Below are 22,520 nucleotides of genomic sequence, written 5' to 3' on the forward strand. Positions count from 1 at the left end.
CCCAGCTATTTCACTGACCCGGAAAAGCAGAAGGTTCTCCGCTTCGCAATGCAGAGGCCTGCTAACTACCTGACTGAAATCGAAACCTATCTGGAAAAGGCTCTTGCAGAAGCCCTTGAAGGAGAAAAGACCGCATAACGACAGGCACTTGTAAGCCATCAACGAGCCACCAGCCGCAAGTGCAGGGCGGAAAGCATCCGCGCCCTTGCGCCTGATAAAAAATGGAACTTTGATTTTCTTGCCCGGCTTTGCTGCGGTAGGACGATCAAAGGAGCGTGCGTTTGAACAAAAAGAAAAAGTCCACAAATACTTCCCCTTATCCCGATGAAGTCATTGACCGTCTGGCGCGGGCATTCTACCCGGCCATCCTTGCCTGCTGGAACAGTGAGGAAGGTCAGCGGTCACTTGTCGGGGCGAGGCCCCTCCATCTTGCTGCGCAAGACCGTTCGGTCGCTTAAAAGCCCCACTGGGGCTTTCATTGCTCCGCTGCGCTTCGCAAACGCGAGCTTGCCTATGGCAGGCGGAACAGGCTCATATTGCAACCAAAGAAAAACAGGAAGTTCCCGCTGGGGAACTCCCTGCCTTACTTATCGTGTGTGGATTTTTGCAGGGTGCGTCCTATTCAGGGGCGCACCCTGTTTTTGTTTGTGCTTATTTCTTCAGAATCCGCATTGCGTTCAGAACAGCGATGATCGTGACACCCACATCACCGAACACGGCTTCCCACATACCGGCCATGCCGAGTGCGCCCAGAACAAGGAACACGCTCTTGATGCCAAGAGCAATCACGATGTTCTGCATCACAATCCGTTTCGTAGCCTTTGCAACATCAATGGCTTCTACAAGTTTCGATGGTTCATCTGTCATCAGAACAACATCCGCAGCTTCAATCGCGGCATCCGAGCCAAGACCTCCCATGGCAATGCCGACATCTGCACGGGCAAGAACAGGGGCATCGTTGATGCCATCGCCCACGAAGGCGAGTTTGCTGCCCTGCCGTTTCTGCTTATCCAGCATTTCCAGCTTTTCGACCTTCTGGTCGGGCAAGAGCTGTGCATAATACGCATCCAGACCAAGTTCGTCTGCCACCGACTTGCCGATTCGCTCATCATCGCCGGTAAGCATAACAGTTTTTTCCACGCCAATCTTTTTCAGCTCTGCGATTGCGCACTTGCTGTCCGGCTTCACTTCATCTGCGATCAGGATACAGCCTACATAGCTACCATCCGCTGCTACATAGCACTTTGTTCCGGCTGCATCGCAAGCGGCATAGGCAATCTTTTCAGATTCCATCAGCTTACTGTTGCCAGCCAGTACCTTCTTTCCCTGCACCATAACGCTGATGCCGTGTCCTGAGATTTCCTCAAAGCCAGAGAACTGCTTCTGGTCGATTGGCTTTCCATAAGTCGCAAGAATCGACTTTGCGATCGGGTGGTTGGAATAACTCTCTGCCTGTGCAGCATACTCCAATACCTGCTCTTTCTGGTATCCGGCTGCCGGAATGATATTTGCGACCTCAAAAACACCCTTTGTTAAGGTGCCGGTCTTATCAAAGACCACCACGCTCACTTTGTTCAGTGCTTCCAGATAGTTGCTGCCCTTTACCAGCACACCGCGCTTGGATGCGGCACCAATACCGCCGAAGAAGGTCAGGGGAATAGAAATGACCAATGCACACGGGCAGGAAACGATCAGGAACACAAAACCTCTGCGCAACCACTCAGACCAGCCGCCGCCAAGGACGAGCGGCGGAATGATCGCCAACACAGCCGCCATTCCAACAACGACCGGCGTATAGTATCGTGCAAAGGTCGTGATGAAGTTCTCGGTGGGAGCTTTTCTTGCAGAAGCATTCTCCACAAGGTCAGTGATCTTCGATACCGTGGATTCCCCGAAGCTCTTTGTGACTTTCAGCGTCAGCAAACCGCTCTGGTTGATGCAGCCGGACAGGGCTTCATCGCCTTTGCGGATGCTTCTCGGCACAGATTCGCCGGTCAGTGCCTTGGTGTCCAGCATGGATTCGCCATCCACAACGATGCCATCCAGCGGGATTTTTTCACCGGGTTTTACCACGATGATCTCGCCCACCGCAACGCTTTCCGGAGAAACGACCTGCAATACGCCATTCCGCTTAACGGTCGCCGAATCCGGACAGATGTCCATAAGGTCAGAGATGGACTTTCTGGAACGCTTTACCGCCAGCGACTGGAAGAACTCTCCGACCTGATAGAACAGCATAACTGCAACAGCTTCCGGGTATTCCCCGATGGCAAATGCGCCGATCGTGGAAACACTCATCAGGAAATGCTCGTCAAACACCTGTCCTCTGGTGATATTTTTCACTGCCTGCCATACGACATCCCAGCCAAGAATCACATACGCCACAATCAGAAACGCCAGTTCCGCCAGAGTCGGCAGCTTTGCGAATACGGTCAATGCCATACCGATTGCATAGACCACAGCACCCACGGCAAGCCGTATCGTGCGCTTCTTATCCTCATCGTTATAGACCGCCGCTTTTTCATCCTTTTTGACAGGTGCAGTCGCTTCCAGCTGCTTTTCCGACACTTCAACATCCGGCTCATGGCTGTGTACGATCGTGGTAACGGTATCCAGCAAGGAAGCAGCTACCGATGTTCCAGCCTGAACAGTCAGCGTCTGGTTCATCAGATTCACGGTCGAAGAAGTCACGCCATCCAGCTCACCGACTTCTTTCTCGATCTTTGCTGAGCAGTTCGGGCAGTCCAGACCTTTCAGGAGATAGACTTTCGTCACCGCAGGTTCGGTCTTTTCCGACACTTCAACATCTGGCTCGTGGCTGTGGACTATCGTGGTAACGGTGTCCAGCAGGGAGGTAGCCACCGATGTTCCTGCCTGAACAGTCAATGTCTGGTTCATCAGATTCACGGTCGAAGAAGCCACGCCACCCAGCTCACCGACTTCTTTCTCGATCTTTGCTGAGCAGTTCGGGCAGTCCAGACCTTTCAGGAGATAGACTTTCGTCACCGCAGGTTCGGTCTTTTCCGACACTTCAACATCTGGCTCGTGGCTGTGGACTATCGTGGTAACGGTGTCCAGCAGGGAGGTAGCCACCGATGTTCCTGCCTGAACAGTCAATGTCTGGTTCATCAGATTCACGGTCGAAGAAGCCACGCCACCCAGCTCACCGACTTCTTTCTCGATTTTTGCTGAGCAGTTCGGACAATCCAGACCTTTCAGGAGATAGACCTTCGTCACCGCAGGTTCGGTCTTTTCCGACACCTCAACATCCGGTTCATGGCTGTGAACGATCGTTTCGACCTGTTCCGCCAGTGTTGCATCCGCAGACTTTTCTGACTGAACGGTCAGTGTCTGCTGCATTAAATTCACAACCGAGGATTCCACTCCCGGCAATGCTCCGACCTCTTTTTCTATCTTGGCGGAACAATTCGGGCAATCCAGACCTTTCAGGATGAATACTCTTTTCATTTTGACCTCCACTACGTTTTCTTAATTGTTCAATCGCTCAACTTAAAAGACAAAAAGATAATCGCTTGCGCGATCATCCTCTTAAATGCTCAAATCCCTTGTCGATGATCTCCTTTACATGATCATCCGCCAGCGAATAATACACGATCTGGGCCTCTCTGCGGAATTTGACCAGTCCGGCAAGCCGGAGTGCTTTCAGCTGGTGAGAGATCGCCGATTTGGTGACGCCCAGCAGAACCGCAAGGTCGCATACACACATCTCGCTCTGTTCCAGAGCATGAAGGATCTGCACTCTTGTGCCATCTCCGAACAGCTTGAAAAGCGATGCAAGCTGGATGTAGTCGTCTTTCGGCTGCATTTTGCCTTTTACATCGTTCACGATGTCCTCATGGATCACATCGCAATTACAGGTGTATAAAGAATTTGACATCAGACGTTCTCCTTGTTTTGTAGTTGAACAACCGTTCAATCATATTATATCTGATCTTCCTCCGTTGTCAAGAGGAAAAGTTAGCATCTGCTTCCTGCGATTTGTCGTCTAACAGACCTTGACAGCCTCCTTATTTCGCATACAATATAGTTGAGCGTTTACTCAACTGCCGTATTTTGCGCAGAAGATTTATCATTTGAACAACCATGCAATAAATAAAAGAGGTCTGCCTGTGAAAGGAAAATTCATCACTCTGGTTCTGACATTGGGATTTCTTGCCGCGTTTGGCGTATTTATGCACTCGCCGCCCTCTATTCTGGATGGGCTGACCGGTGCGACCCCGAAAGCGAAACGTGCCGCACAGATGGCCGCACCGCTGGAGGGCAACTATCTGTTCTGCATCAACCCTGCGCTGGAACCGTTTTCCGATGCGGATTTCCGGAATGATCTGAAAGCATTTGTTTCCGGTGAGACAGAAGTCCTTTCCGATGCCGGACTGCCGCACATGACGCTTTCGGTCTGCGAAACAGACTATCCCTTGCTTTGCTATGCAACGGCTCTTTGTGAACGCCTGACTGCTGCCGGAGCAGATGTCACGTTGAAGCAGTACAGCGAAACCATGCTGCGTTCCCGTGCAATCAATGGGCGGTATCAACTGCTGCTGATTTCGGAAAATACGCTTGATGCAACAGCATTGCCGGATGCAGACATCCTTCTGCTTTCCGCAGAAGAAATGGAGGGCCCCTCATGCGAAAACTGAACACCATTCTCTCCGTTCTGCTACTTTTCATCTGTCTGCTTCATGGGCTGATGGGCAGTTTTATGTTGCTGGGCATCAGTTCCGGGGCAGGAAAGTTTCTGGCATGGATCGGCGTTGGCATTCTGGCGGCGCACACCGTCCTTGGGCTTTTGCTGACCGCACAGACATTCCGGGCTTCCCGGTCCGGCGGAAAACTCTACGGAAAGCAGAATGCTCTGTTCTGGGCAAGGCGCACCAGTGGGCTTGCTATTTTGCTCATGCTCTTTTTCCATATTGGCGTGTTCGGCAGAGTGCAGGACGGCGTATACATTCTGTTTCCGTTCACAACGGTCCGGCTGCTGACGCAGCTTTTACTGGTTGCTTCGGTATTTGTGCATCTTCTGCTCAATCTCCGACCCCTTCTGGTATCGCTGGGCATCGTCCGGGATAAGGAGCAGCGCGGCGACCTCTATCTGATTCTTTCTATACTGGTGCTGTTTGCTGCCGGTTCGATCATTCTATATTATATCGGGTGGAACAATGTATGAAACACACTTTGGTGATCGTGGGTGCAGGGCTGGCAGGGCTTTCCGCTGCTTTGACTGCTGTGAAAAACGGCTGGACGGTAAAGCTGGTGTCCTCCCTTGCCTCCGAGCGGGCGCAGTCTGTTATGGCAGAGGGCGGAATCAATGCAGCCTTGAATACCAAGGGAGAGGAGGATGGCCCGGAGCAGCATTATACAGATACCCTGACCGCTGCCTGCGGACTTGCTGACCCGAATGCAGTCTGGGGGATGACGCAGGCTGCGTCCGAACTGGTGCGCAGCCTGCACCATCTGGGAGTACAATTCAACGTGACAGATGACGATGAACTCGACCTGCGGAATTTTGGCGGACAGAAGAAAAAGCGGACGGCCTTTGCACAAAGCGATACGGGAAAGCAGCTAATGACCGCTCTGATTGATGCTGTGCGCCGGGAAGAAAGCGCAGGAACGGTCGAACGCTTTCCACACCATAAGTTCCGCACCCTGCTGCTTTCCGGGAACATCTGCGGTGGCTGCACAGTGCAGGACACCTATACTGGCGAACTGCTGCGGTTTGTATGCGATGCCGTCCTGATTGCCACAGGCGGGCTGCATGGCTTATTCGGTGATACGACCGGCTCTCTTGCCAATACCGGAGAAGTCACCGCAGAACTGTTCCGTCTGGGCGTTCCGATGGCAAATCTTGAAATGATCCAGTACCACCCTACCACGGTCGAACTGGGCGAAAAACGGATGCTTCTGAGTGAGGCCGCCCGTGGTGAGGGCGGGCGGCTGTTTGCATTACGGAACGGGAAGCCGTGGTATTTCATGGAAGAAAAATATCCGGAACTCGGCAACCTGATGCCGCGTGACATCACCGCGCGGGAAGTCTGGACGGTCAGCCGTGACTATGAGGTGTTCCTTGATATGACAGAGCTTCCTAAAGAAGTCATGGAGCATAAACTTGCCGGACTGGTGGATGATTGTCAGACCTATCTGCACAAAGATATTCGCAAAGAACCCATTCCGATTTTGCCGGGTATCCACTACTTTATGGGAGGCATTCAGGTGGACGAGCGGCACCGCACTTCGATGCGGAATCTGTACGCTGCCGGTGAATGCTGCGCTCAGTACCATGGCGCAAACCGTCTGGGTGGAAATTCTCTTCTGGGTGCGATCTATGGAGGACAGATTGCTGCGGAAACTGCCTGCCGGGAAACAGTCAGTTCCCCCAATATGCCCTGTGCCGAAGAATCCCTTCTGCCCGAACTTTCCCCGGACGCTCAAATGCAGATGAATCGTATTCTGCTGAACGCACTCGGTGTCGTGCGGGATGCACAGACATTGGAAGCGGGCATTCAGGAAATCCGCAAACTGTCTGGCACCCTTCCGCTTCTGGGCTGTGCCATGCTGGAAAGTGCCCTCGCCCGAAAAGAAAGCCGGGGTGCGCACTGGCGGGCAGATTATCCCCAACACAACGATGCCGTTTACTGCAAAACCACCGTGGCACACTGGAACGGGCAGCATATCGCCATCAGCTTTGAATCCATCCCCGAAAGGCGGCATGATTTATGAACTACACCATCCGAATCAAACGACAGGAAAACCCGCAGGCTTCACCCTGCTGGCAGGAGTTTTCCTTTGAGGGAAGTGCGGACACCTCGATTGCTTCGGTGTTGAACGAGCTGAATCACCGCAGCCCTCTGTGCGAAAAGAGCGGAACGGTCGTTTCCCCCATTGCGTGGGAATGCGGCTGCATGATACGCAAGTGCGGTGCCTGTGCCATGCGGATCAATGGTCTGCCTCGTCTTGCCTGTTCCGTTTTTCTGCGGGACTGTAAGGGAAGCGTTGTTACTCTGGAGCCTTTGAGCAAATTCCCACTGGTGAAAGATCTGGTCGTAGACCGTTCCGTGATCTTTGAAGCACTGAAGCGGACAAAGCTGTGGCTGGAAGGAGATGCGTTCCAGACCAGCTATACGCACAGCCAGCGGTATCGATCTGCTAAGTGTCTGCTCTGTGGCTGCTGCTTGGAGGTCTGCCCGAACTTTGACCCGAACAGTGAATTTGCTGGAGCTGTTCTGCCCGTCAACGCTTACCGTATTCTGAACGAAGAACAGGATATTGCCCATCAGACAGAACTCGCAAATGCGTATCGTCAGCTTTATTTTGAAGGCTGCGGAAAATCTCTTGCGTGCCAGGACATCTGCCCAGCCGGAATCCCGGTCGAAGAACTGATGTCACGTTCCAATGCCGCAGCGGTCTGGAAGCGATAAAGTGTAAAAGGGTATGCGGTTTATAGCCGCATACCCTTTTATGCTTAATCTTCTAATCCGTGACTTCCCGCCACATTCTTCAGATACTCCTCTGGTTCGCCGTTCAGAATCAAGTCTGCATAGCCAAGCGGGTCATTGTAGATGAGATAATCTAACTCCAACCTCTGCGCCATGGTCACGTCCAATTCATCCTCGACCCCAGTGCAGTCAATGGAGATCATTCTCCCATCCCGGAGCAGCAGCTCCACGCAGCCGGTATCCATGTTGAAATGGCAGGCTCTTGCATCGTACTTCATGTTTGTGTCCTTTCTGCCTTACGGCACCTTTACAGTTGTGACTTTTGTTATACGGTTCTTCTGATAAGGTTTTGGACACACAGCCGTCGGGAAGGAGCCTTCATTTTGCTTTCCGAAGAAAACAAAAAATCCGAACCCTTCTCCTATCGAGAAAAGGTTCGGATTTTCATGGTTTGGTGCGAGTAGTGATACAGAACTTTTTGAAAACCATCGTAGTACAATTTGTTTTTGAGGTCATCGGATAGCAACTTGCTTGTATTAGTTTTCAATAGGCAGTTGTTTTTGAACAGCGACTGTCTTTTTATTACTTGATTTCCATAAAGTATTCTTTTGCAGCTTGCTTGTGAGCTTTTATTCTATCGCTCGAGTACTCCAAAACAATGGACTGTTTATCGCAATTATCGAAATACTGTTGTACTTTCTTCGCTAGTCTTTTTGTCGAGTCTTTGTTCCATGTAGACGGATCATGTAAAAACCACTTCCACCATTTGAAAAAAAGAGGGTTTTCTCCATCAGGGTGAAATGTTCTGGCAGACTCATGGATAAACACACCAAAAGGAGGTGCTTTTTGTTCTCCCGTAATTGCTTGTATCATAGGCAGCCCAATTAACAAGGAGTTTTTATAGCTTTCATCTGCTGCAAGGTTTGCATTGACTGAATTATCAATATCTTTTCCGTGAATCACTGGCCCATAGGCAATAGAAGCTTTTACAAGGAACTGGTGGTGAAAATCGTTTTCAGAAAGGAATAAATTTCCAAGTTCTGAAAAGATATGGAACATCGCCGTTTGTAAATCGTTAACCGATTTTGATGTAATATACACCCCATCCATAACCGGATACACGTTTATGGCACACTTTTTCTTTTGGATTGCTTCTAGTATTGCCGCATGAAACTTTAACATGAAAATTCCGCAGGTATTGACAGAGTGTTCCATCTTACTTTTAGTTCCCATAATATCAATCCAGCAGACATATTCATTTTGGGTTTCAGGAAATGCCGAGTCGGTTACATAAGGCACAACAATCATCTCCTTTTATCTTATTCTATCTATTTTTTTCAATTATGCAAGTCTTTGTTGGAATGTACCATCAATACGGTTTATTCTAACCTATCTCAAGTACGCGCAGCGTTCACTTCTCCCATCACCGGGAGCAAATGAACGCTGCTTTTTTTGTTTACAACGAAAGGAGGCATCCGTGAAATGGCAGTGTTTCGGGTAGAAAAGAACAGCGGCTACACGGTCATGTCAAACCACCACCTGCGGAACCGGGCCTTGTCCCTGAAAGCCAAGGGCTTACTCTCCCAAATGCTCTCCCTGCCGGAAGATTGGGACTACACCCTGCAAGGACTGGCCCGTATCAACCGGGAAAGCATAGACGCGATACGGCAGGCCATCCGGGAACTGGAACAGACGGGCTACATCCAGCGTTCCAGAGAACGGGATGAGAAAGGGCGGCTGCGCGGCGCAGACTATGTAATCTTTGAGCTGCCGCAGCCCATTCCTGCATCGGTTTCACCTACATTGGAAAATCCAACGTTGGAGAATCCCACGCAGGAAAACCCTACGTTGGAAAATCCAATGCAATTAAATAAAGATAAACTAATTACAGAAAAACAAAAGAAAGAGGGATTAAATACCGATTCCATTTCTATCCATTCCCCAAACCCCTTGCCTTTGGACGAGGACGAGGCAGCGGCACCGCCGCCGGAACGGACAGGAAGCCGAAAGAAAACGGCCTATCAAATCTACCGGGACCTGATTTTGGAGAACATCGAGTATAACACCCTCATCCAAAATCCCCGGATAGACCGGGAGCAGCTGGACGAGATCGTGGACATCCTGCTGGAAACCGTCTGCACCAACCGCAAGTCCATCCGGGTGGCCGGGGACGATTACCCGGCAGAGTTGGTCAAGGCCAAGTTCCTGAAACTGGACAGCCATCACATCGAGTTCGTCATGGACTGCCTGCGGGACAACACCACCAAAGTCCGCAACATCAAGCAATACCTGCGGGCCATGCTGTTCAACGCCCCCAGCACCATCAACAGCTACTATGCGTCCCTTGTGGCGCACGATATGGCGCAGCCCGATTGGGGCCGCCCGCCCAACACCTGACCGAAAGGAGTACCCATCCATGAGAACACTTTACCTGCGGCGGCTGGTGGTTCCACCCTAGCTGCCGCTCTGAATTTTCTGCAACAAGGAGGGATTCATATTGCAGGAAGAAGTCACCCAGAAAACTATTGCCCTGTCCATGAAAACGGGCAAGCTCACCGCCCAAGCGTTGCAAGCTGCCCTGAAAAAATATTTGCAGCACCGGGCCAAGGGGCCAAAGCTGCACCACGGCAAGCAAAGCCTGAAACAGCTGAAAGCCCACGGCGCGGCCCTGACCAACATTGAAATCACGGAAGCGAACATCGGGGCGTTCAAGCCCTGCGCCAAGAAGTACGGCGTGGACTTCACCTTGCGTAAGGACAAGACCACCCAGCCGCCCCACTACATCGTGATCTTCAAGGCCAAGGATACGGACAATCTGGAACAGGCGTTCCGGGAGTTCACAGCCAAAACGCTCTCCAAGGAGCAGCGGCCCTCCATCCGCAAGGTGCTGACCGCAGCCAAGCAGAAAGCGGCCCAGCAGCCGAAACGTGCGAAAGAAAAAATCAAGCAAAGGGAGCTGGAACGATGAAGCCTGAACTAAAAAAACTGCTGGTGCTGAATCTGCCATATCTGCTGTTCGTGTACCTGTTTGCCAAATGCGGGCAGACGTACCGTCTGTCGGCGGGCGCGGATGCTTCGGCCAAGCTGCTGCACCTAACGAGCGGCATCTCCGCCGCCTTTGCAAGCCCGCTGCCCAGCCTGCACCCGTTTGACCTGTGTGTGGGCGTTGTTGGGGCGGTGGCTGTCCGTCTCATTGTGTACAGCAAGGGCAAGAACGCCAAGAAGTACCGCAAGGGTGAAGAATACGGCTCTGCCCGGTGGGGCACCGCCAAGGATATTGCCCCCTACATCGACCCCAAGTTTGAAAACAACATCCTGCTGACCCAGACCGAACGCCTGACCATGACCGGGCGGCCCAAAGACCCCAAGACGGCCCGGAACAAGAATGTGCTGGTGATTGGCGGCTCCGGCAGCGGCAAGACGCGGTTTTACGTCAAGCCCAACCTCATGCAATGCTTTCCCACGTCTGATTATCCCACCTCATTCGTAGTCACAGACCCGAAAGGCACACTGGTTCTCGAAACAGGCCAAATGTTCCAGCGGGCGGGCTACCGGGTGAAAATCCTGAACACGATAAACTTTTCCAAGTCCATGAAGTACAACCCCTTTGTCTATATCCACTCGGAAAAAGACGTGCTGAAGCTGGTGAATACCCTTATCGCCAACACCAAGGGCGAGGGTGAAAAATCAGCAGAAGATTTTTGGGTGAAGTCGGAACGGCTGTTCTACACGGCTCTGATCGGCTACATCTGGTACGAGGCCCCGGCAGAGGAAATGAACTTCACCACCCTGCTGGAAATGATAAATGCCAGTGAAGCCCGCGAGGATGACCCGGACTTTCAAAGCCCGGTGGACCTCATGTTTGAGCGGCTGGAACAGAAAGACCCGGACCACTTCGCTGTCCGGCAGTACAAAAAGTTCTTGCTGTCGGCGGGCAAGACCCGTTCCTCCATCCTGATAAGCTGCGGTGCCCGTTTAGCCCCGTTTGACATCCGGGAAGTGCGTGAACTGATGGAGGACGATGAAATGGAGCTGGACACCATCGGGGATGAAAAGACGGTATTGTTCCTGATTATGAGCGACACGGACACCACCTTCAACTTCATTCTTGCCATGCTTCAAAGCCAGCTTATCAACCTGCTGTGTGACCGTGCGGATGATAAATACGGTGGCCGACTGCCTGTCCATGTACGGCTGATTCTGGACGAGTTCGCCAACATTGGGCAGATTCCCAACTTCGACAAGCTGATCGCCACCATCCGCAGCCGGGAAATCTCGGCATCCATCATTTTGCAGAGCCAGTCGCAGCTAAAAGCCATCTACAAGGATGCGGCCGAAATCATTTCGGACAACTGCGATTCTGTTCTCTTTTTGAGTGGGCGGGGCAAGAATGCCAAAGAGATCTCCGATGCGCTGGGGAAAGAGACCATCGACAGTTTCAACACCAGCGAGAACCGGGGTTCTCAAACCTCCCACGGACTGAACTATCAAAAATTAGGAAAGTCTTTGCCACAATGTCAAGTGATGAATTGGTGTCAAATTATCTATCTTGAAGCTATAAGGGCAATTCAATATAATAAATAGGGATAAGCAATCTATCCGGAAAAAATTTTTATAAAAAATGAAGCCACACTATCTTTTTACAGTGTTCATTCGTTATACATGGTAGAAAGAGAAATGCGCATTGACTTTCAATAACGGGAAAGGAGGATTTCGTGAATATAGATTTTTTGTTGCTACAAAGAATGAAGCGTGGAGACGAAAATGCTTTTAATGTATTTGTTCGCAAATACTATAAGGAAATATTGAACTATTGTAACTATCATTGCCCTGATACATCAACCGCAGAAGATTTAACACAGGAAACTTTTTTGCGCTTTTTCGAGAAATTGTCTGACTACCGTTATATGGGAAAAACCAAAAATTATTTGTATACGATTGCTGGAAATCTTTGCAGGGATTCCTATAAAAAAATCCGAGAAAGTTTGTTAGAGGAACAGTCTTTAGAAATTCAAGATTGTTTACATCCCCCTGAAACAGACGAGCTTCTTAACAGGCTGACGATTAAGGCAGCTCTGGATAGATTACCCGCCGAATTAAGGGAAGTTATTATCTTGTATTACTTTCAGGAACTGAAACTTACAGAAATATCCAGCACCTTACAAATAGGTTTGCCATTAGTAAAATACCGGGTAAAACAGGCAAAAACACATTTAGAAAGACTGCTAAGGGAGGAGTGATTTTGTGAATATTGAAGAACAACTCAAAAGGTATCGGGAAAATCAGAATATTATTCCTGATGAACAGCACATAAAAGAAACCGTAAGAAAATCAATAGAAAGTTATTGCTCCGTTGAGCAGGAAAAGCAACTAACGTATTGGGAATTTTTATGGACAGAGTTACATCTTATACGCAAGCGGTGGTGGCTGCTGCAAATGCTTTTGTTATGGACTGCTGCAACCCTTTTGCCAGATCTTTTAGACAATAGGTATGTGATAAGAATGTTAGGTATGATAGGGGTACTCTTTATTGTTCTGATGATACCGGAATTTTGGAAAAACAAATCTTGTGACTGTATGCAGATAGAAGCGACCTGCCTTTATTCATTGCGACAGATATATGCAGCCAGAATCTTTCTATTTGGAATTGTCGATTTATTTATGATAAGCCTGTTTTGTATCACACTTAGAGGAAGTGTCAATCTCGCGCTATCAGAAATTGTCATCCAGTTTTTGTTTCCAGCCGTGGTGACTGCTTGCATTTGCTTTGGTACGTTGTGCAGCAATAGTCGTGTAAATGAGGGAACTTCTATTATTCTCTGCCTGTTATGGAGCGGAATATGGTGGTTCATTATCAATAACGAAACCATTTACGTTCTCATTACACTTCCGGTTTGGTATGCTTTGTTTGGAACTGCTGTTGTTTTTCTGATTGGTGCAATTTATAAAACCATATTTGATTGTAATAAATTCTGGGAGGTGGATTTAAGTGGAACTACAATTAGTTAATCTGACAAAAGAGTTTGGAAATTTTCGAGCAGTAAACAACCTGAATCTTACGATTTCAAATGGTGTGTATGGTCTTTTAGGTGTCAATGGTGCTGGAAAAACCACTTTAATGAAAATGATATGCTCACTGCTGACCCCTACAAGTGGAAAGATATTATGTGACGGGCAGGATATTGGGGGAATGGGCGGCGAGTACCGGAATCTTTTAGGATATTTGCCGCAGGAATTTGGATTTTATCCGGAATTTACGGTAAAGGATTATCTTTTATACATTGCAGCCTTAAAAGGGATTCGCCCGATTGTGGCAAAGAAAAAAGTAAACAAACTACTTGCACAGGTAGGACTTTCCAAAGCTGCTAATAAAAAAATGCGGAAATTATCCGGAGGCATGAAACGTCGGGCTGGCATTGCACAAGCGATACTGAATGACCCTAAAATTTTGATTTTGGATGAACCAACTGCCGGACTTGACCCCGCAGAAAGAATACGTTTTCGCAATCTAATCAGTGAACTGTCAGAAAACCGTATTGTTATATTATCTACTCACATTGTTTCGGATGTGGAGTATATTGCAAAGGATATTTGGCTTATGAAAGACGGTAAGATTTTGCAGCAAGGGAATTTAGATGAAATCGTATCTTCCATGCCGCAAAAAGTATGGGCTTGTCAGACTTCCCATGAAAAAGCAGCAAAGTTGATGAAACAATATAAAGTATCTAATATGAAATCAGAAAATGGTACTGTTGAATTACGAATTATTTCTGCCAGGCAGCCGCTTGAACATGCAAGACTTGTGCGCCCTAATTTAGAAGACGTCTTTTTGTATTATTTTGGAGAAAAGGGTGGTGACATGGAATGATTCGATTTGAAATAAAAAAGATATTTTCAAAAACTGCAAATAAAATCGGTCTGATCGTATTGCTGGCAGCCATCGCTGTTACTTGCTATTTTGCAATATCTTCCATGGGCTATGTGGATGAGGAGGGGGATACACACACAGGAATTGCGGCAGCAAGGTACTTGCGTGATACAAAAGCGGAATGGGAAGGCCTGATCACAGAAGATGTGCTTCGAGAGGTCATTCGGCAAAATCGGCTAATCAACGAAACCTATCCTGACAGCCCGACAGATATTAAAACCAGCAACATTGGCTATTCCAAAAAACAGGGATTTTCTGATATTAGGGATTTAATTAACTCTGGATTTTCCGAGTTCCGAGAACATAATTACTATCGGGCAGACAGCTTATCAGAGGATGAGGTTGGAAAGCTTTATGATAACCGCATCTTAAATCTGGAGAAATGGCTTAATTCTGATGAAGCAAAAGACCAATTCAGTGAAAAGGAAAAAGCATTTCTGGTTAGTCAATATCAAAAACTGGAGACTCCTTTTTATTATGAATATGCAGGCGGTTTTACTGCTGCTTTGGACTATGCACCCACAATCATTATGCTGACCGTTTTGATTATGAGTTTCTTTGTAGCAGGTATCTTTTCAAACGAATTTGGGTGGAAAGCGGATTCTGTTTTCTTTTCCGCAAGGTATGGCAGAAATAGGGGGACTTTTTCTAAAATAGCGGCTGGGTTGATTGTTATTACCGGAGTTTACTGGTTGGTAATTCTGATATATTCCGCAGTAGTATTTAGTGTTGCAGGTATTGGCGGTGCAAATTGTGTTATTCAGACAAGCTGGGCTTTCTGGAAAAGTTTTTACAATATTACCTATTTGCAGGCATACCTCTTAACCGTGATTGGTGGATATGTGGGAGCATTATTCATTTTAGCTGTTTCCATGCTGGTATCTGCCAAGACACATACAACTGTTTTAGCTGTTACAATTCCATTTGTACTGTTATTCATTCAATCCTTTTTGGGTGGATTTTCAGTATTATCAGATGTATTAGGACTTTTGCCAGACCAGCTCTTGCAGATAAATATGGCAATTAAAACCTTTACTCTTTATGAAATTGGTGGGAAAGTGATAGGATCAGTTCCGATTATTTTAACAATTTATTCCGTTCTATTCCTTATTATTTTACCTGTTCTGTATCAGGTATATCGAAAAACAGAAATAAAGTAAAAAGCGAGTGAAACGCCAACTTGAAACTCTAAGCAATTTATGAGGTATTGATAAGGAAAAGAAAATCAAACAAATATAATAAGCCCATCTGAAAGATAATCTGAACCGGTCCGTAAAAAGTAGACAATAGACAAAAAGCCTCCCCGTGTAGGATAATAGAACTACACGAGGAGGTTTTGCTATGTCCAGAAATATATAAAGATCGACGAGTATGGCAAACAGATTTTAGAGATGAAAGCCCAAGGGAAAACCAGCCGTGAAAGCCATCTACCGCCCCTATCTGGCAAACCCCTGCCCAGAGAATATGCCGATTTTATCCGACCTCCACCAAGCCCTGCTCGACCAGCACTTGCCGGAAGCGGACCGGGTGGCGCAGGCATTAGACCTGTATGTGTCCGGCTCGCTGAATGTTTTTAATCACAAAACGAATGTAGACATCCACAACCGACTTGTGGCCTTTGACATCAAAGAGTTAGGCAAGCAGTTAAAAAAATTGGGGATGCTCATTATCCAAGACCAGATATGGGGCCGCGTCACCCAGAACCGCAGCCAAGGCAGGGCTACATGGTATTTTGCAGACGAGTTCCATTTGCTCTTGAAAGAAGAACAGACCGCTGCTTATTCCGCAGAAATCTGGAAACGCTTCCGCAAATGGGGCGGTGTGCCCACGGGTGCCACCCAGAATGTGAAGGACCTTCTTTCTTCCCCGGAGATTGAGAACATTCTGGAAAACAGCGACTTCATCACGCTGCTGAATCAGGCATCCGGCGACCGCAAAATCCTTTCGGAACGGCTGAACCTCTCCGCAGACCAGCAGAAGTACATCGACAATTCGGAACCGGGCGAAGGACTGCTGATTTTTGAAAACGTGGTGCTTCCTTTTTCCAACCCCATCCCGAAAAACACACAGCTCTATAAGATCATGACCACCCGGCTCAGCGAGGTGGTGGAGCTATGAGCTTAACACATTTCAGCTTGTTTTCCGGCATCGGCGGCATCGACCTTGCCGCGGAAGCAGCGGGGTTTACCTCTGTCTGTCAATGCGAGTGGGCGGCATTTCCCGCCGCTGTGCTGGCAAGCCACTGGCCGGAAGTGCCCCGTTTTCAGGACATCACCACTGTAACAAAGGAGGCTTTCTTTGAAAAAACAGGACTTCGCACCGTCACCCTCATTTCAGGTGGCTTCCCGTGCCAGCCGTTCTCCACCGCAGGGCGGCAGCGCGGCTTCCACGATGAACGCTACCTGTGGTCCGAAATGCTGCGTGTTATCCGGGAATTGCAGCCCCGTTGGGTGCTTGGAGAAAATGTTGCTGGCTTCCTCCGTATGGGGCTCGACAAAACGCTCATTGACTTGGAGCAGGCAGGTTACGATGTTCGGGTTTTCGTATTACCTGCTGCTGCCGTTGGCGCGTGGCACGAACGGAAACGGGTATTCATCATCGGCTCCGCTGCTTCCCACACCCCTTGCCAGCGACACCGGGGATGTGGGCAAGGGGTTGGACATCCAAATCTCTGCGAACGGCAGCTATCGCAAGATGAACAAGGATGGCAAAGCATGGACGGCGCGGCTCTCTCATGTGGTCTACCGCATGACCCCCACCACGCTGGAAAGGCCCTACCTCAACCCGGACTGGGTAGAGTGGCTGATGGGTTTCCCGCGCAAATGGACGGACATTCCCTTTGGGCCGAAGAACCCGCCGACATTCCGCGCCTGACCGAAGAGGTGCCGAACCGCAGCAAGCGGATGAAAACACTGGGCAATGCAGTTTCGCCGCCGCAGGTGTTCCCGATTCTCAAATACATTGCGGACATTGAAACGGGCCGCTGTCCGATGGGAGGTGAAGAACCTTGAAAGAATTGCAGGCAAAAGCCAAAGTCACCCAGACCATGACCCGTGATGGTCTGGTGGTGGAAAATCAAGCGGACGGCACTGTAGAGAATGTTTCCAGTCGGGAAGCGGAACAGGATTACTCAACGGATTCCGAGGGCAAGGCCGAAAAAATTCTGGAACGGGCCGAGGACATCAAGGACGGGCATAAAAATAAAAGGAAAGCGAAAAAGGCAGCAGAAACAGCGGCCACCGCCAAAAGTGAAGATGGTCTGCACCGTTCCGCCGCCCGTCTGGAACTGACCGAAGAAGAAAGGGCAGACCCGGCGTTGCAGCCGTACATCCAAAAGGCGGAAGCGAAAGCCGACAAGCTAGATGCGGCCCGCGCCGCTCTGCCGAAAAAGCGTGTCCCGGTCAAAGAAAAAGTCTACGATGCAGCCAGCGGCAAGGCAAAATCCACCCTGCGGTTTGAGCAGCAGGACAAAGGCCCGCCCAGCCTGAAACCAAACCCGGCCAGCCGCCCGCTGTCGGAAGCATTGCTGTTCGCTCACGGAAAAATCCACGAGGTCGAACACGAAAATGTGGGCGTGGAGGGCGGCCACAAAGGTGAAGAACTGGTGGAGCGTCAGACCGCCAAAGCCATCCGCAGCGGCATCCGGCACCACAAGATGAAACCCTACAAGGCCGTGGAAAAGGCAGAGCGTCAGCTCATGTCTGCCAATGCAGAATACTTTTACCAGAAATCCTTGCGGGACAATCCGCAAATTGCACAGGCGGCCAGCAACCCCATTTCCCGGATGTGGCAGAAACGGCGTATCAAACAGCAGTATGCCAAAGCTGCACGGCAGGCCGGCCAAGCCGCCGCGCAGGGTGCAGCCGCCACCGCAGAGAACGGTTTCCGGGTAACGAAGCTGGCGGCCGAGGGCAGCGAACGGGTAGCCGAATTTGCGGCCCGGAACTGGAAAACCATTCTGATCGTGGCGGTGTTCGGTCTGCTGGCTCTGCTCCTGATAACGGGGTTGCAGTCCTGCACCGTGATGGCGGGCACAGCAGGAACCGGCGTGACGGCATCCTCTTACTTTTCCAAGGACAAGGATATGCTGGGTGCAGAGAAAGCCTACGCCAAGCTGGAACAAAAACTGCAACGGTATCTCGACACCTACGAGGCCACCCACAACTACGATGAATACCATTTTTATCTGGACGAAATCGAGCATGACCCCTATGTGCTGATCTCGATTTTGTCCGCGCCCCATGATGGCGTTTTTACATTGGCCGAGGTGCAGGGCGAACTTGAAATGCTCTTTGAAAAGCAGTACATCCTGACCGAGACTGTGACCATGCAGATACGTTACCGTACAAAAATGATGGTCATTATTGGCCCGTATGGTGTGCCGCAAGTTATCACCTACCAAGAACCGTATGAATACTACATCTGCACGGTCAAGCTGAAGAACAAGGATTTATCTCATCTGCCTGTGGAAGTACTGACCGAGGAACAGCTTAGTGCCTATTCGCTCTATATGCGCACGCTGGGCAACCGGCCGGATTTGTTCGGGCAGGCACAGTACCCCAATGCGTCCACCATCAAGCAGCCCACCTACTACGATGTTCCCCCGGAAGCTCTCAAAGATGATAAGTTCGCTGCCATGATGGAGGAAGCAACCAAGTACATTGGCTACCCGTATGTGTGGGGCGGCAGTTCACCCAGTACCAGCTTTGATTGCAGCGGCTACATTTCGTGGGTTCTGAATCACTCCGGCTGGAACGTGGGCCGTCAGACCGCACAGGGCCTTTACAACTTCTGTACTCCTGTTTCGGCCGCACAGGTCAAACCGGGCGACCTTGTGTTTTTCAAGGGAACCTACGATACCCCCGGCGTGAGCCATTGCGGTATCTATGTGGGCAATTCCATCATGCTGCACTGCGGCGACCCTATCTCTTACACAAACCTCAACTCAAAATATTGGCAGGAACATTTTTACAGCTATGGGCGTTTACCGTGACGCCAGAAAGGATTTTGTATGGCAAAAAGACTTTCCCGCATTGAGCGCGACATCGAACGGCTCAAAGAAAAAATCAGCGAATACCAGCAGCAGTTGAAAGAACTGGAAGCTGCAAAGACCGAACAGGAAAATCTGCAAATCATTCAGCTGGTGCGCAGCATGAATATGAAGCCGGACGAGTTTGCGGCCTTCCTGCGCAGCGGTGCGCTGAACGCTGCGCCCACCGTTACCCCGTACCACAAACAGGAGGATGCCGCCGATGAAACCTGATTGGAACCGCCGTTTTGCAGCTGGGCTGCTGGCTATCCTGCTCTGCCTCTGCTCCTTTTCCATGCCCGCTTTTGCAAGCGGCTCTGACCCTGCCCCGGAACCTCTGCCGGAGATTATCGAAGAAGAACCCACCACGGGCGGCATGGAGCCGGAGGGTGTGCCCATCACGCCCAAGGGCAATGCAACACTGGTGGATGATTTCTACGGGGACAAACAGCTTATCACAGTGACCACCAAGGCCGGGAATTATTTTTACATTCTCATTGACCGTGCCAACGAGGACAAGGAAATGTCCGTTCACTTCCTGAACCAAGTGGACGATGCCGACTTGCTGGCCCTGCTGGATGAAGAACCGCAGGACACCGAGTTCTGCACCTGCACGGTGAAATGTGAGGCCGGAAGTGTCAACGAAAACTGCCCCTTGTGTGAAAAGAGCCTGCGCAACTGCACGACCCCGGAAGCAGTCAAAACCGATACCGAAACGCCGCAGGAAAAGCCGAAGTCCAACATGGGCAGTCTGATGATCCTGCTGGTGCTGGCTTTGGCTGGCGGTGGCGCGGCACTCTATTATTTCAAGTTCCGCAAGCCCAAGGCCGACACCACCGGGCACGATGATCTGGACGAATACGATTTTGGCGAGGACGAGGATGCAGACGAGGAACCGGCTGAAATCGAAATTCATTCGGAGAATGGACAGGAGGATGAAACATGAGCTTTCAGCTGGTGATCGCCGAAAAGCCCAGTGTGGCCCGTAGCATCGCCGCCGTGATCGGGGCCACTGAAAAGCAAAACGGCTATTGGCAGGGCGGCGGGTATCTGGTCAGCTGGTGCATCGGGCATCTGGTGTCCTTTGCAGAGGCGGGCCAGTACGATGAAAAATACTGCAAGTGGCGGTATGAGGATTTGCCCATCCTGCCCCAGCCGTGGCAGTTCGTCGTCCCGGACGAAAAGAAACAGCAGTTTGAAGTTCTGCGTGCCCTGCTCAACCGCCCGGATGTGGACAGTGTGACCGCCGCAACCGACGCAGGCCGGGAGGGAGAACTGATTTTCCGTCTTGTCTACCAAATGGCCGGCTGCACGAAACCTGTGAAGCGGCTCTGGATTTCCAGCATGGAGGATGCTGCTATCCGGGAGGGCTTCGCAAACCTGCGCCCGGATTCGGACTACGATGCGCTATACCAATCGGCCCTCTGCCGCGCAAAGGCGGATTGGCTGGTGGGCATCAATGCAACACGGCTGTTTTCGGTGCTGTACCATAAGACCCTGACCGTGGGCCGGGTGCAGACCCCGACACTGAAAATGCTGGTGGACCGGGATGCAAAAATCCTGCGCTTCCAGAAAGAAAAGTATTATACGGTCGGCATCCAGTCCGGCAGCCTGAAAGCGGACAGCGGACGCATTGCGGATGCAGAAACCGCAAATTCTCTCAAAGAAAAATGCACAGGTGCAAATGCAGTCTGCACGTCCATTCGGCGAGAGAAAAAGGCGGAACAGCCGCCCAAACTCTATGACCTGACCACCTTGCAGCGGGAGGCAAACCGCCTGTTCGGCTTCACGGCAAAGCAGACCCTTGACTATGCCCAGCAGCTTTATGAAAAGAAACTGCTGACCTATCCCCGCACGGACAGCCAATATCTGACCGAGGACATGGGCCAGACGGTACAACATCTTGTGTCTGATCTGCTGGGGCTGCTGCCCTTTGCCCAAGGACTTGCGCTGACTGCGGAAGTGGGCCGGGTACTGAACAGCAAAAAGGTATCGGACCACCACGCCATCCTTCCCACAGCCGAATTTGTAAAACAGGGCTTCACCGGCCTTGCCGAGAGTGAATGCAAGCTGATGAACCTTGTCTGCTCCAAGCTGCTCTGCGCCGTGGCTGCACCCCATGAGTACGAAACTGTGACTGCTGTGTTCTCCTGTGCAGGAAACGAGTTCACCGCCAAGGGAAAGACCGTGCTTGTCCCCGGCTGGAAAGAGATCGACCAACGGTTCCGCTCCACCATGAAAGCAGACGGCGAAGAAGAAGCGGAAAGCCTGAACACCCTGCCGGAACTGGCCGAGGGGCAGAGTTTTTCCGTGACGGCTAACGTTTCGGAACGCTTCACGTCCCCGCCGAAAGCCTACACCGAAGATACGCTCCTGTCAGCAATGGAGCGGGCCGGAGCCGAGGATATGCCGGAAAACTCAGAACGCAAGGGGCTGGGTACTCCGGCCACCCGTGCGGCGATTCTGGAAAAGCTGGTGCAAATGGGCTTTGTGCAGCGCAAGGGCAAACAGCTTGTCCCCACCAAGGACGGCATCAATCTGGCGGTGGTTCTGCCGGAAAGCCTGACCTCTCCCGCCCTGACCGCCGAATGGGAAAACCGCCTGACCGAGATTGCCAAAGGCAAGGCAGACCCGGACGAGTTCATGGCCGAAATTGAAGCGCAGGTGCGCCAGCTGGTCAAGACCTATTCTTGTATCAGTACAGATAAGCAAAACTTGTTCCAGTCAGAACGGGTTATTATCGGCAAGTGTCCCCGGTGTAGTGAAAACGTCTACGAGGGCAAGAAAAACTTCTACTGCGGAAATCGTGGCTGTCAGTTCGTAATGTGGAAGAATGACCGCTTCTTTGAGCAGCGCAAAAAGGCGTTCACACCGAAGATCGCCGCTGCTCTGCTCAAAAACGGTAAGGCAAAGGTCAAGAGCCTCTATTCCGAAAAGACAGGCAAAACCTATGATGCAACGGTGCTTCTGGCAGATACGGGAGGCAAGTACGTCAATTACCGGGTAGAGCGCAAAGAGTAAGGCAAAAATACGAGGGCCGGTTATGGTAAGGTGAAGCATTCATTTTGCCATAACCGGCTCTCTCTATCCGTAGGATAGCAAAAAAGGAGTG

Annotated in this window: 19 protein-coding genes and 2 pseudogenes; 17 read left to right on the forward strand and 4 right to left on the reverse strand. The window is 50.4% G+C overall.

Features of this window, described 5'->3' with window-relative positions; genetic code table 11:
• Window positions 1–651: 651 nt before the first annotated feature.
• The gene (locus CGS49_RS00015; protein WP_097799993.1) at window positions 652–3,468 is read right to left on the reverse strand and encodes a heavy metal translocating P-type ATPase; all 2,817 of its coding nucleotides are present in this window, start codon (window positions 3,466–3,468) and stop codon (window positions 652–654) included.
• 73 nt (window positions 3,469–3,541) lie between these two features.
• On the reverse strand, window positions 3,542–3,898 hold the full coding sequence (locus CGS49_RS00020; RefSeq protein WP_015536701.1) for an ArsR/SmtB family transcription factor: 357 nt from the start codon (window positions 3,896–3,898) through the stop codon (window positions 3,542–3,544).
• 196 nt (window positions 3,899–4,094) lie between these two features.
• Between CGS49_RS00020 and CGS49_RS00025 the strand changes: the two genes are divergently transcribed.
• The 4 genes from CGS49_RS00025 to CGS49_RS00040 are packed head-to-tail and all read left to right on the forward strand — an operon-like array spanning window position 4,095 to window position 7,433.
• The gene (locus tag CGS49_RS00025) at window positions 4,095–4,658 is read left to right on the forward strand and encodes a DUF6921 family protein (RefSeq protein ID WP_242975285.1); all 564 of its coding nucleotides are present in this window, start codon (window positions 4,095–4,097) and stop codon (window positions 4,656–4,658) included.
• Window positions 4,646–5,185 carry a hypothetical protein gene (locus CGS49_RS00030; protein ID WP_005935830.1) on the forward strand — a complete coding sequence of 180 codons (540 nt, stop codon included), beginning with the start codon at window positions 4,646–4,648 and terminating at the stop codon, window positions 5,183–5,185. Before CGS49_RS00025 ends, CGS49_RS00030 begins: the two co-directional genes overlap by 13 nt.
• Complete coding sequence (locus CGS49_RS00035; RefSeq protein WP_097799995.1) at window positions 5,182–6,735, forward strand: FAD-binding protein; 1,554 nt, start codon at window positions 5,182–5,184, stop codon at window positions 6,733–6,735. Before CGS49_RS00030 ends, CGS49_RS00035 begins: the two co-directional genes overlap by 4 nt.
• A complete protein-coding gene (locus CGS49_RS00040; RefSeq protein ID WP_015536699.1) occupies window positions 6,732–7,433 on the forward strand; it encodes a succinate dehydrogenase/fumarate reductase iron-sulfur subunit in 702 nt (233 codons plus the stop codon). The genes CGS49_RS00035 and CGS49_RS00040 overlap by 4 nt, the downstream gene beginning before the upstream one ends.
• Window positions 7,434–7,477: 44 nt before the next feature.
• Here the strand turns inward: CGS49_RS00040 and CGS49_RS00045 are convergent, their stop codons facing one another.
• Complete coding sequence (locus CGS49_RS00045; protein WP_015536698.1) at window positions 7,478–7,729, reverse strand: DUF6061 family protein; 252 nt, start codon at window positions 7,727–7,729, stop codon at window positions 7,478–7,480.
• Window positions 7,730–8,033: 304 nt separating this feature from the next.
• On the reverse strand, window positions 8,034–8,750 hold the full coding sequence (locus tag CGS49_RS00055) for a hypothetical protein (RefSeq protein WP_097799997.1): 717 nt from the start codon (window positions 8,748–8,750) through the stop codon (window positions 8,034–8,036).
• Window positions 8,751–8,933: 183 nt separating this feature from the next.
• Between CGS49_RS00055 and CGS49_RS00060 the strand changes: the two genes are divergently transcribed.
• The 13 genes and pseudogenes from CGS49_RS00060 (at window position 8,934) to CGS49_RS00120 (ending at window position 22,429) form a co-directional block, all read left to right on the forward strand.
• The gene (locus tag CGS49_RS00060) at window positions 8,934–9,848 is read left to right on the forward strand and encodes a DUF6017 domain-containing protein (RefSeq protein WP_097799998.1); all 915 of its coding nucleotides are present in this window, start codon (window positions 8,934–8,936) and stop codon (window positions 9,846–9,848) included.
• A gap of 100 nt (window positions 9,849–9,948) precedes the next feature.
• Window positions 9,949–10,419, forward strand: a complete 471-nt coding sequence (locus tag CGS49_RS00065) for a PcfB family protein (RefSeq protein ID WP_097799999.1) — start codon at window positions 9,949–9,951, stop codon at window positions 10,417–10,419.
• Window positions 10,416–11,960 (forward strand): annotated as a pseudogene (locus CGS49_RS00070) (VirD4-like conjugal transfer protein, CD1115 family); the annotation flags it as partial. The gene CGS49_RS00065 and the pseudogene CGS49_RS00070, both read left to right, overlap by 4 nt.
• 206 nt (window positions 11,961–12,166) lie before the next feature.
• Window positions 12,167–12,691, forward strand: coding sequence for an RNA polymerase sigma factor (locus tag CGS49_RS00075; RefSeq protein WP_097800000.1), 525 nt, complete (start codon window positions 12,167–12,169; stop codon window positions 12,689–12,691).
• A gap of 4 nt (window positions 12,692–12,695) precedes the next feature.
• Window positions 12,696–13,460, forward strand: a complete 765-nt coding sequence (locus tag CGS49_RS00080; protein WP_058351263.1) for a hypothetical protein — start codon at window positions 12,696–12,698, stop codon at window positions 13,458–13,460.
• Window positions 13,441–14,319, forward strand: coding sequence for an ABC transporter ATP-binding protein (locus CGS49_RS00085; RefSeq protein ID WP_058351264.1), 879 nt, complete (start codon window positions 13,441–13,443; stop codon window positions 14,317–14,319). The genes CGS49_RS00080 and CGS49_RS00085 overlap by 20 nt, the downstream gene beginning before the upstream one ends.
• Window positions 14,316–15,539, forward strand: coding sequence for an ABC transporter permease (locus CGS49_RS00090; RefSeq protein ID WP_097800001.1), 1,224 nt, complete (start codon window positions 14,316–14,318; stop codon window positions 15,537–15,539). Before CGS49_RS00085 ends, CGS49_RS00090 begins: the two co-directional genes overlap by 4 nt.
• 253 nt (window positions 15,540–15,792) lie before the next feature.
• A pseudogene (locus tag CGS49_RS00095) lies at window positions 15,793–16,497 on the forward strand (VirB4-like conjugal transfer ATPase, CD1110 family); the annotation flags it as partial.
• Window positions 16,494–17,390: a DNA cytosine methyltransferase gene (locus CGS49_RS00100; protein ID WP_097800002.1), complete on the forward strand. Its 897-nt coding sequence runs from the start codon at window positions 16,494–16,496 to the stop codon at window positions 17,388–17,390. The pseudogene CGS49_RS00095 and the gene CGS49_RS00100, both read left to right, overlap by 4 nt.
• On the forward strand, window positions 17,387–19,372 hold the full coding sequence (locus CGS49_RS00105) for a C40 family peptidase (protein WP_097800003.1): 1,986 nt from the start codon (window positions 17,387–17,389) through the stop codon (window positions 19,370–19,372). The genes CGS49_RS00100 and CGS49_RS00105 overlap by 4 nt, the downstream gene beginning before the upstream one ends.
• A gap of 18 nt (window positions 19,373–19,390) precedes the next feature.
• A complete protein-coding gene (locus CGS49_RS00110) occupies window positions 19,391–19,642 on the forward strand; it encodes a DUF4315 family protein (protein ID WP_097777297.1) in 252 nt (83 codons plus the stop codon).
• Window positions 19,632–20,354, forward strand: a complete 723-nt coding sequence (locus tag CGS49_RS00115) for a DUF4366 domain-containing protein (RefSeq protein ID WP_097800004.1) — start codon at window positions 19,632–19,634, stop codon at window positions 20,352–20,354. The genes CGS49_RS00110 and CGS49_RS00115 overlap by 11 nt, the downstream gene beginning before the upstream one ends.
• Complete coding sequence (locus tag CGS49_RS00120; protein ID WP_097800005.1) at window positions 20,351–22,429, forward strand: DNA topoisomerase 3; 2,079 nt, start codon at window positions 20,351–20,353, stop codon at window positions 22,427–22,429. Before CGS49_RS00115 ends, CGS49_RS00120 begins: the two co-directional genes overlap by 4 nt.
• The last annotated feature ends 91 nt before the right edge of the window (window positions 22,430–22,520 follow it).

It is taken from the genome of Faecalibacterium langellae, assembly GCF_002549775.1.
Taxonomy (GTDB): domain Bacteria; phylum Bacillota; class Clostridia; order Oscillospirales; family Ruminococcaceae; genus Faecalibacterium; species Faecalibacterium langellae.

What these genes read in the sequence shown, in the direction of transcription:
- CGS49_RS00040 (WP_015536699.1), top strand. Translation starts at nt 6,732, where the DNA reads ATGAACTACACCATCCGAATCAAACGACAGGAAAACCCGCAGGCTTCA.
- CGS49_RS00060 (WP_097799998.1), top strand. Translation starts at nt 8,934, where the DNA reads ATGGCAGTGTTTCGGGTAGAAAAGAACAGCGGCTACACGGTCATGTCA.
- CGS49_RS00020 (WP_015536701.1), bottom strand. Translation starts at nt 3,898, where the DNA reads ATGTCAAATTCTTTATACACCTGTAATTGCGATGTGATCCATGAGGAC.
- CGS49_RS00115 (WP_097800004.1), top strand. Translation starts at nt 19,632, where the DNA reads ATGAAACCTGATTGGAACCGCCGTTTTGCAGCTGGGCTGCTGGCTATC.
- CGS49_RS00030 (WP_005935830.1), top strand. Translation starts at nt 4,646, where the DNA reads ATGCGAAAACTGAACACCATTCTCTCCGTTCTGCTACTTTTCATCTGT.
- CGS49_RS00110 (WP_097777297.1), top strand. Translation starts at nt 19,391, where the DNA reads ATGGCAAAAAGACTTTCCCGCATTGAGCGCGACATCGAACGGCTCAAA.
- CGS49_RS00100 (WP_097800002.1), top strand. Translation starts at nt 16,494, where the DNA reads ATGAGCTTAACACATTTCAGCTTGTTTTCCGGCATCGGCGGCATCGAC.
- CGS49_RS00090 (WP_097800001.1), top strand. Translation starts at nt 14,316, where the DNA reads ATGATTCGATTTGAAATAAAAAAGATATTTTCAAAAACTGCAAATAAA.
- CGS49_RS00015 (WP_097799993.1), bottom strand. Translation starts at nt 3,468, where the DNA reads ATGAAAAGAGTATTCATCCTGAAAGGTCTGGATTGCCCGAATTGTTCC.
- CGS49_RS00120 (WP_097800005.1), top strand. Translation starts at nt 20,351, where the DNA reads ATGAGCTTTCAGCTGGTGATCGCCGAAAAGCCCAGTGTGGCCCGTAGC.
- CGS49_RS00035 (WP_097799995.1), top strand. Translation starts at nt 5,182, where the DNA reads ATGAAACACACTTTGGTGATCGTGGGTGCAGGGCTGGCAGGGCTTTCC.
- CGS49_RS00045 (WP_015536698.1), bottom strand. Translation starts at nt 7,729, where the DNA reads ATGAAGTACGATGCAAGAGCCTGCCATTTCAACATGGATACCGGCTGC.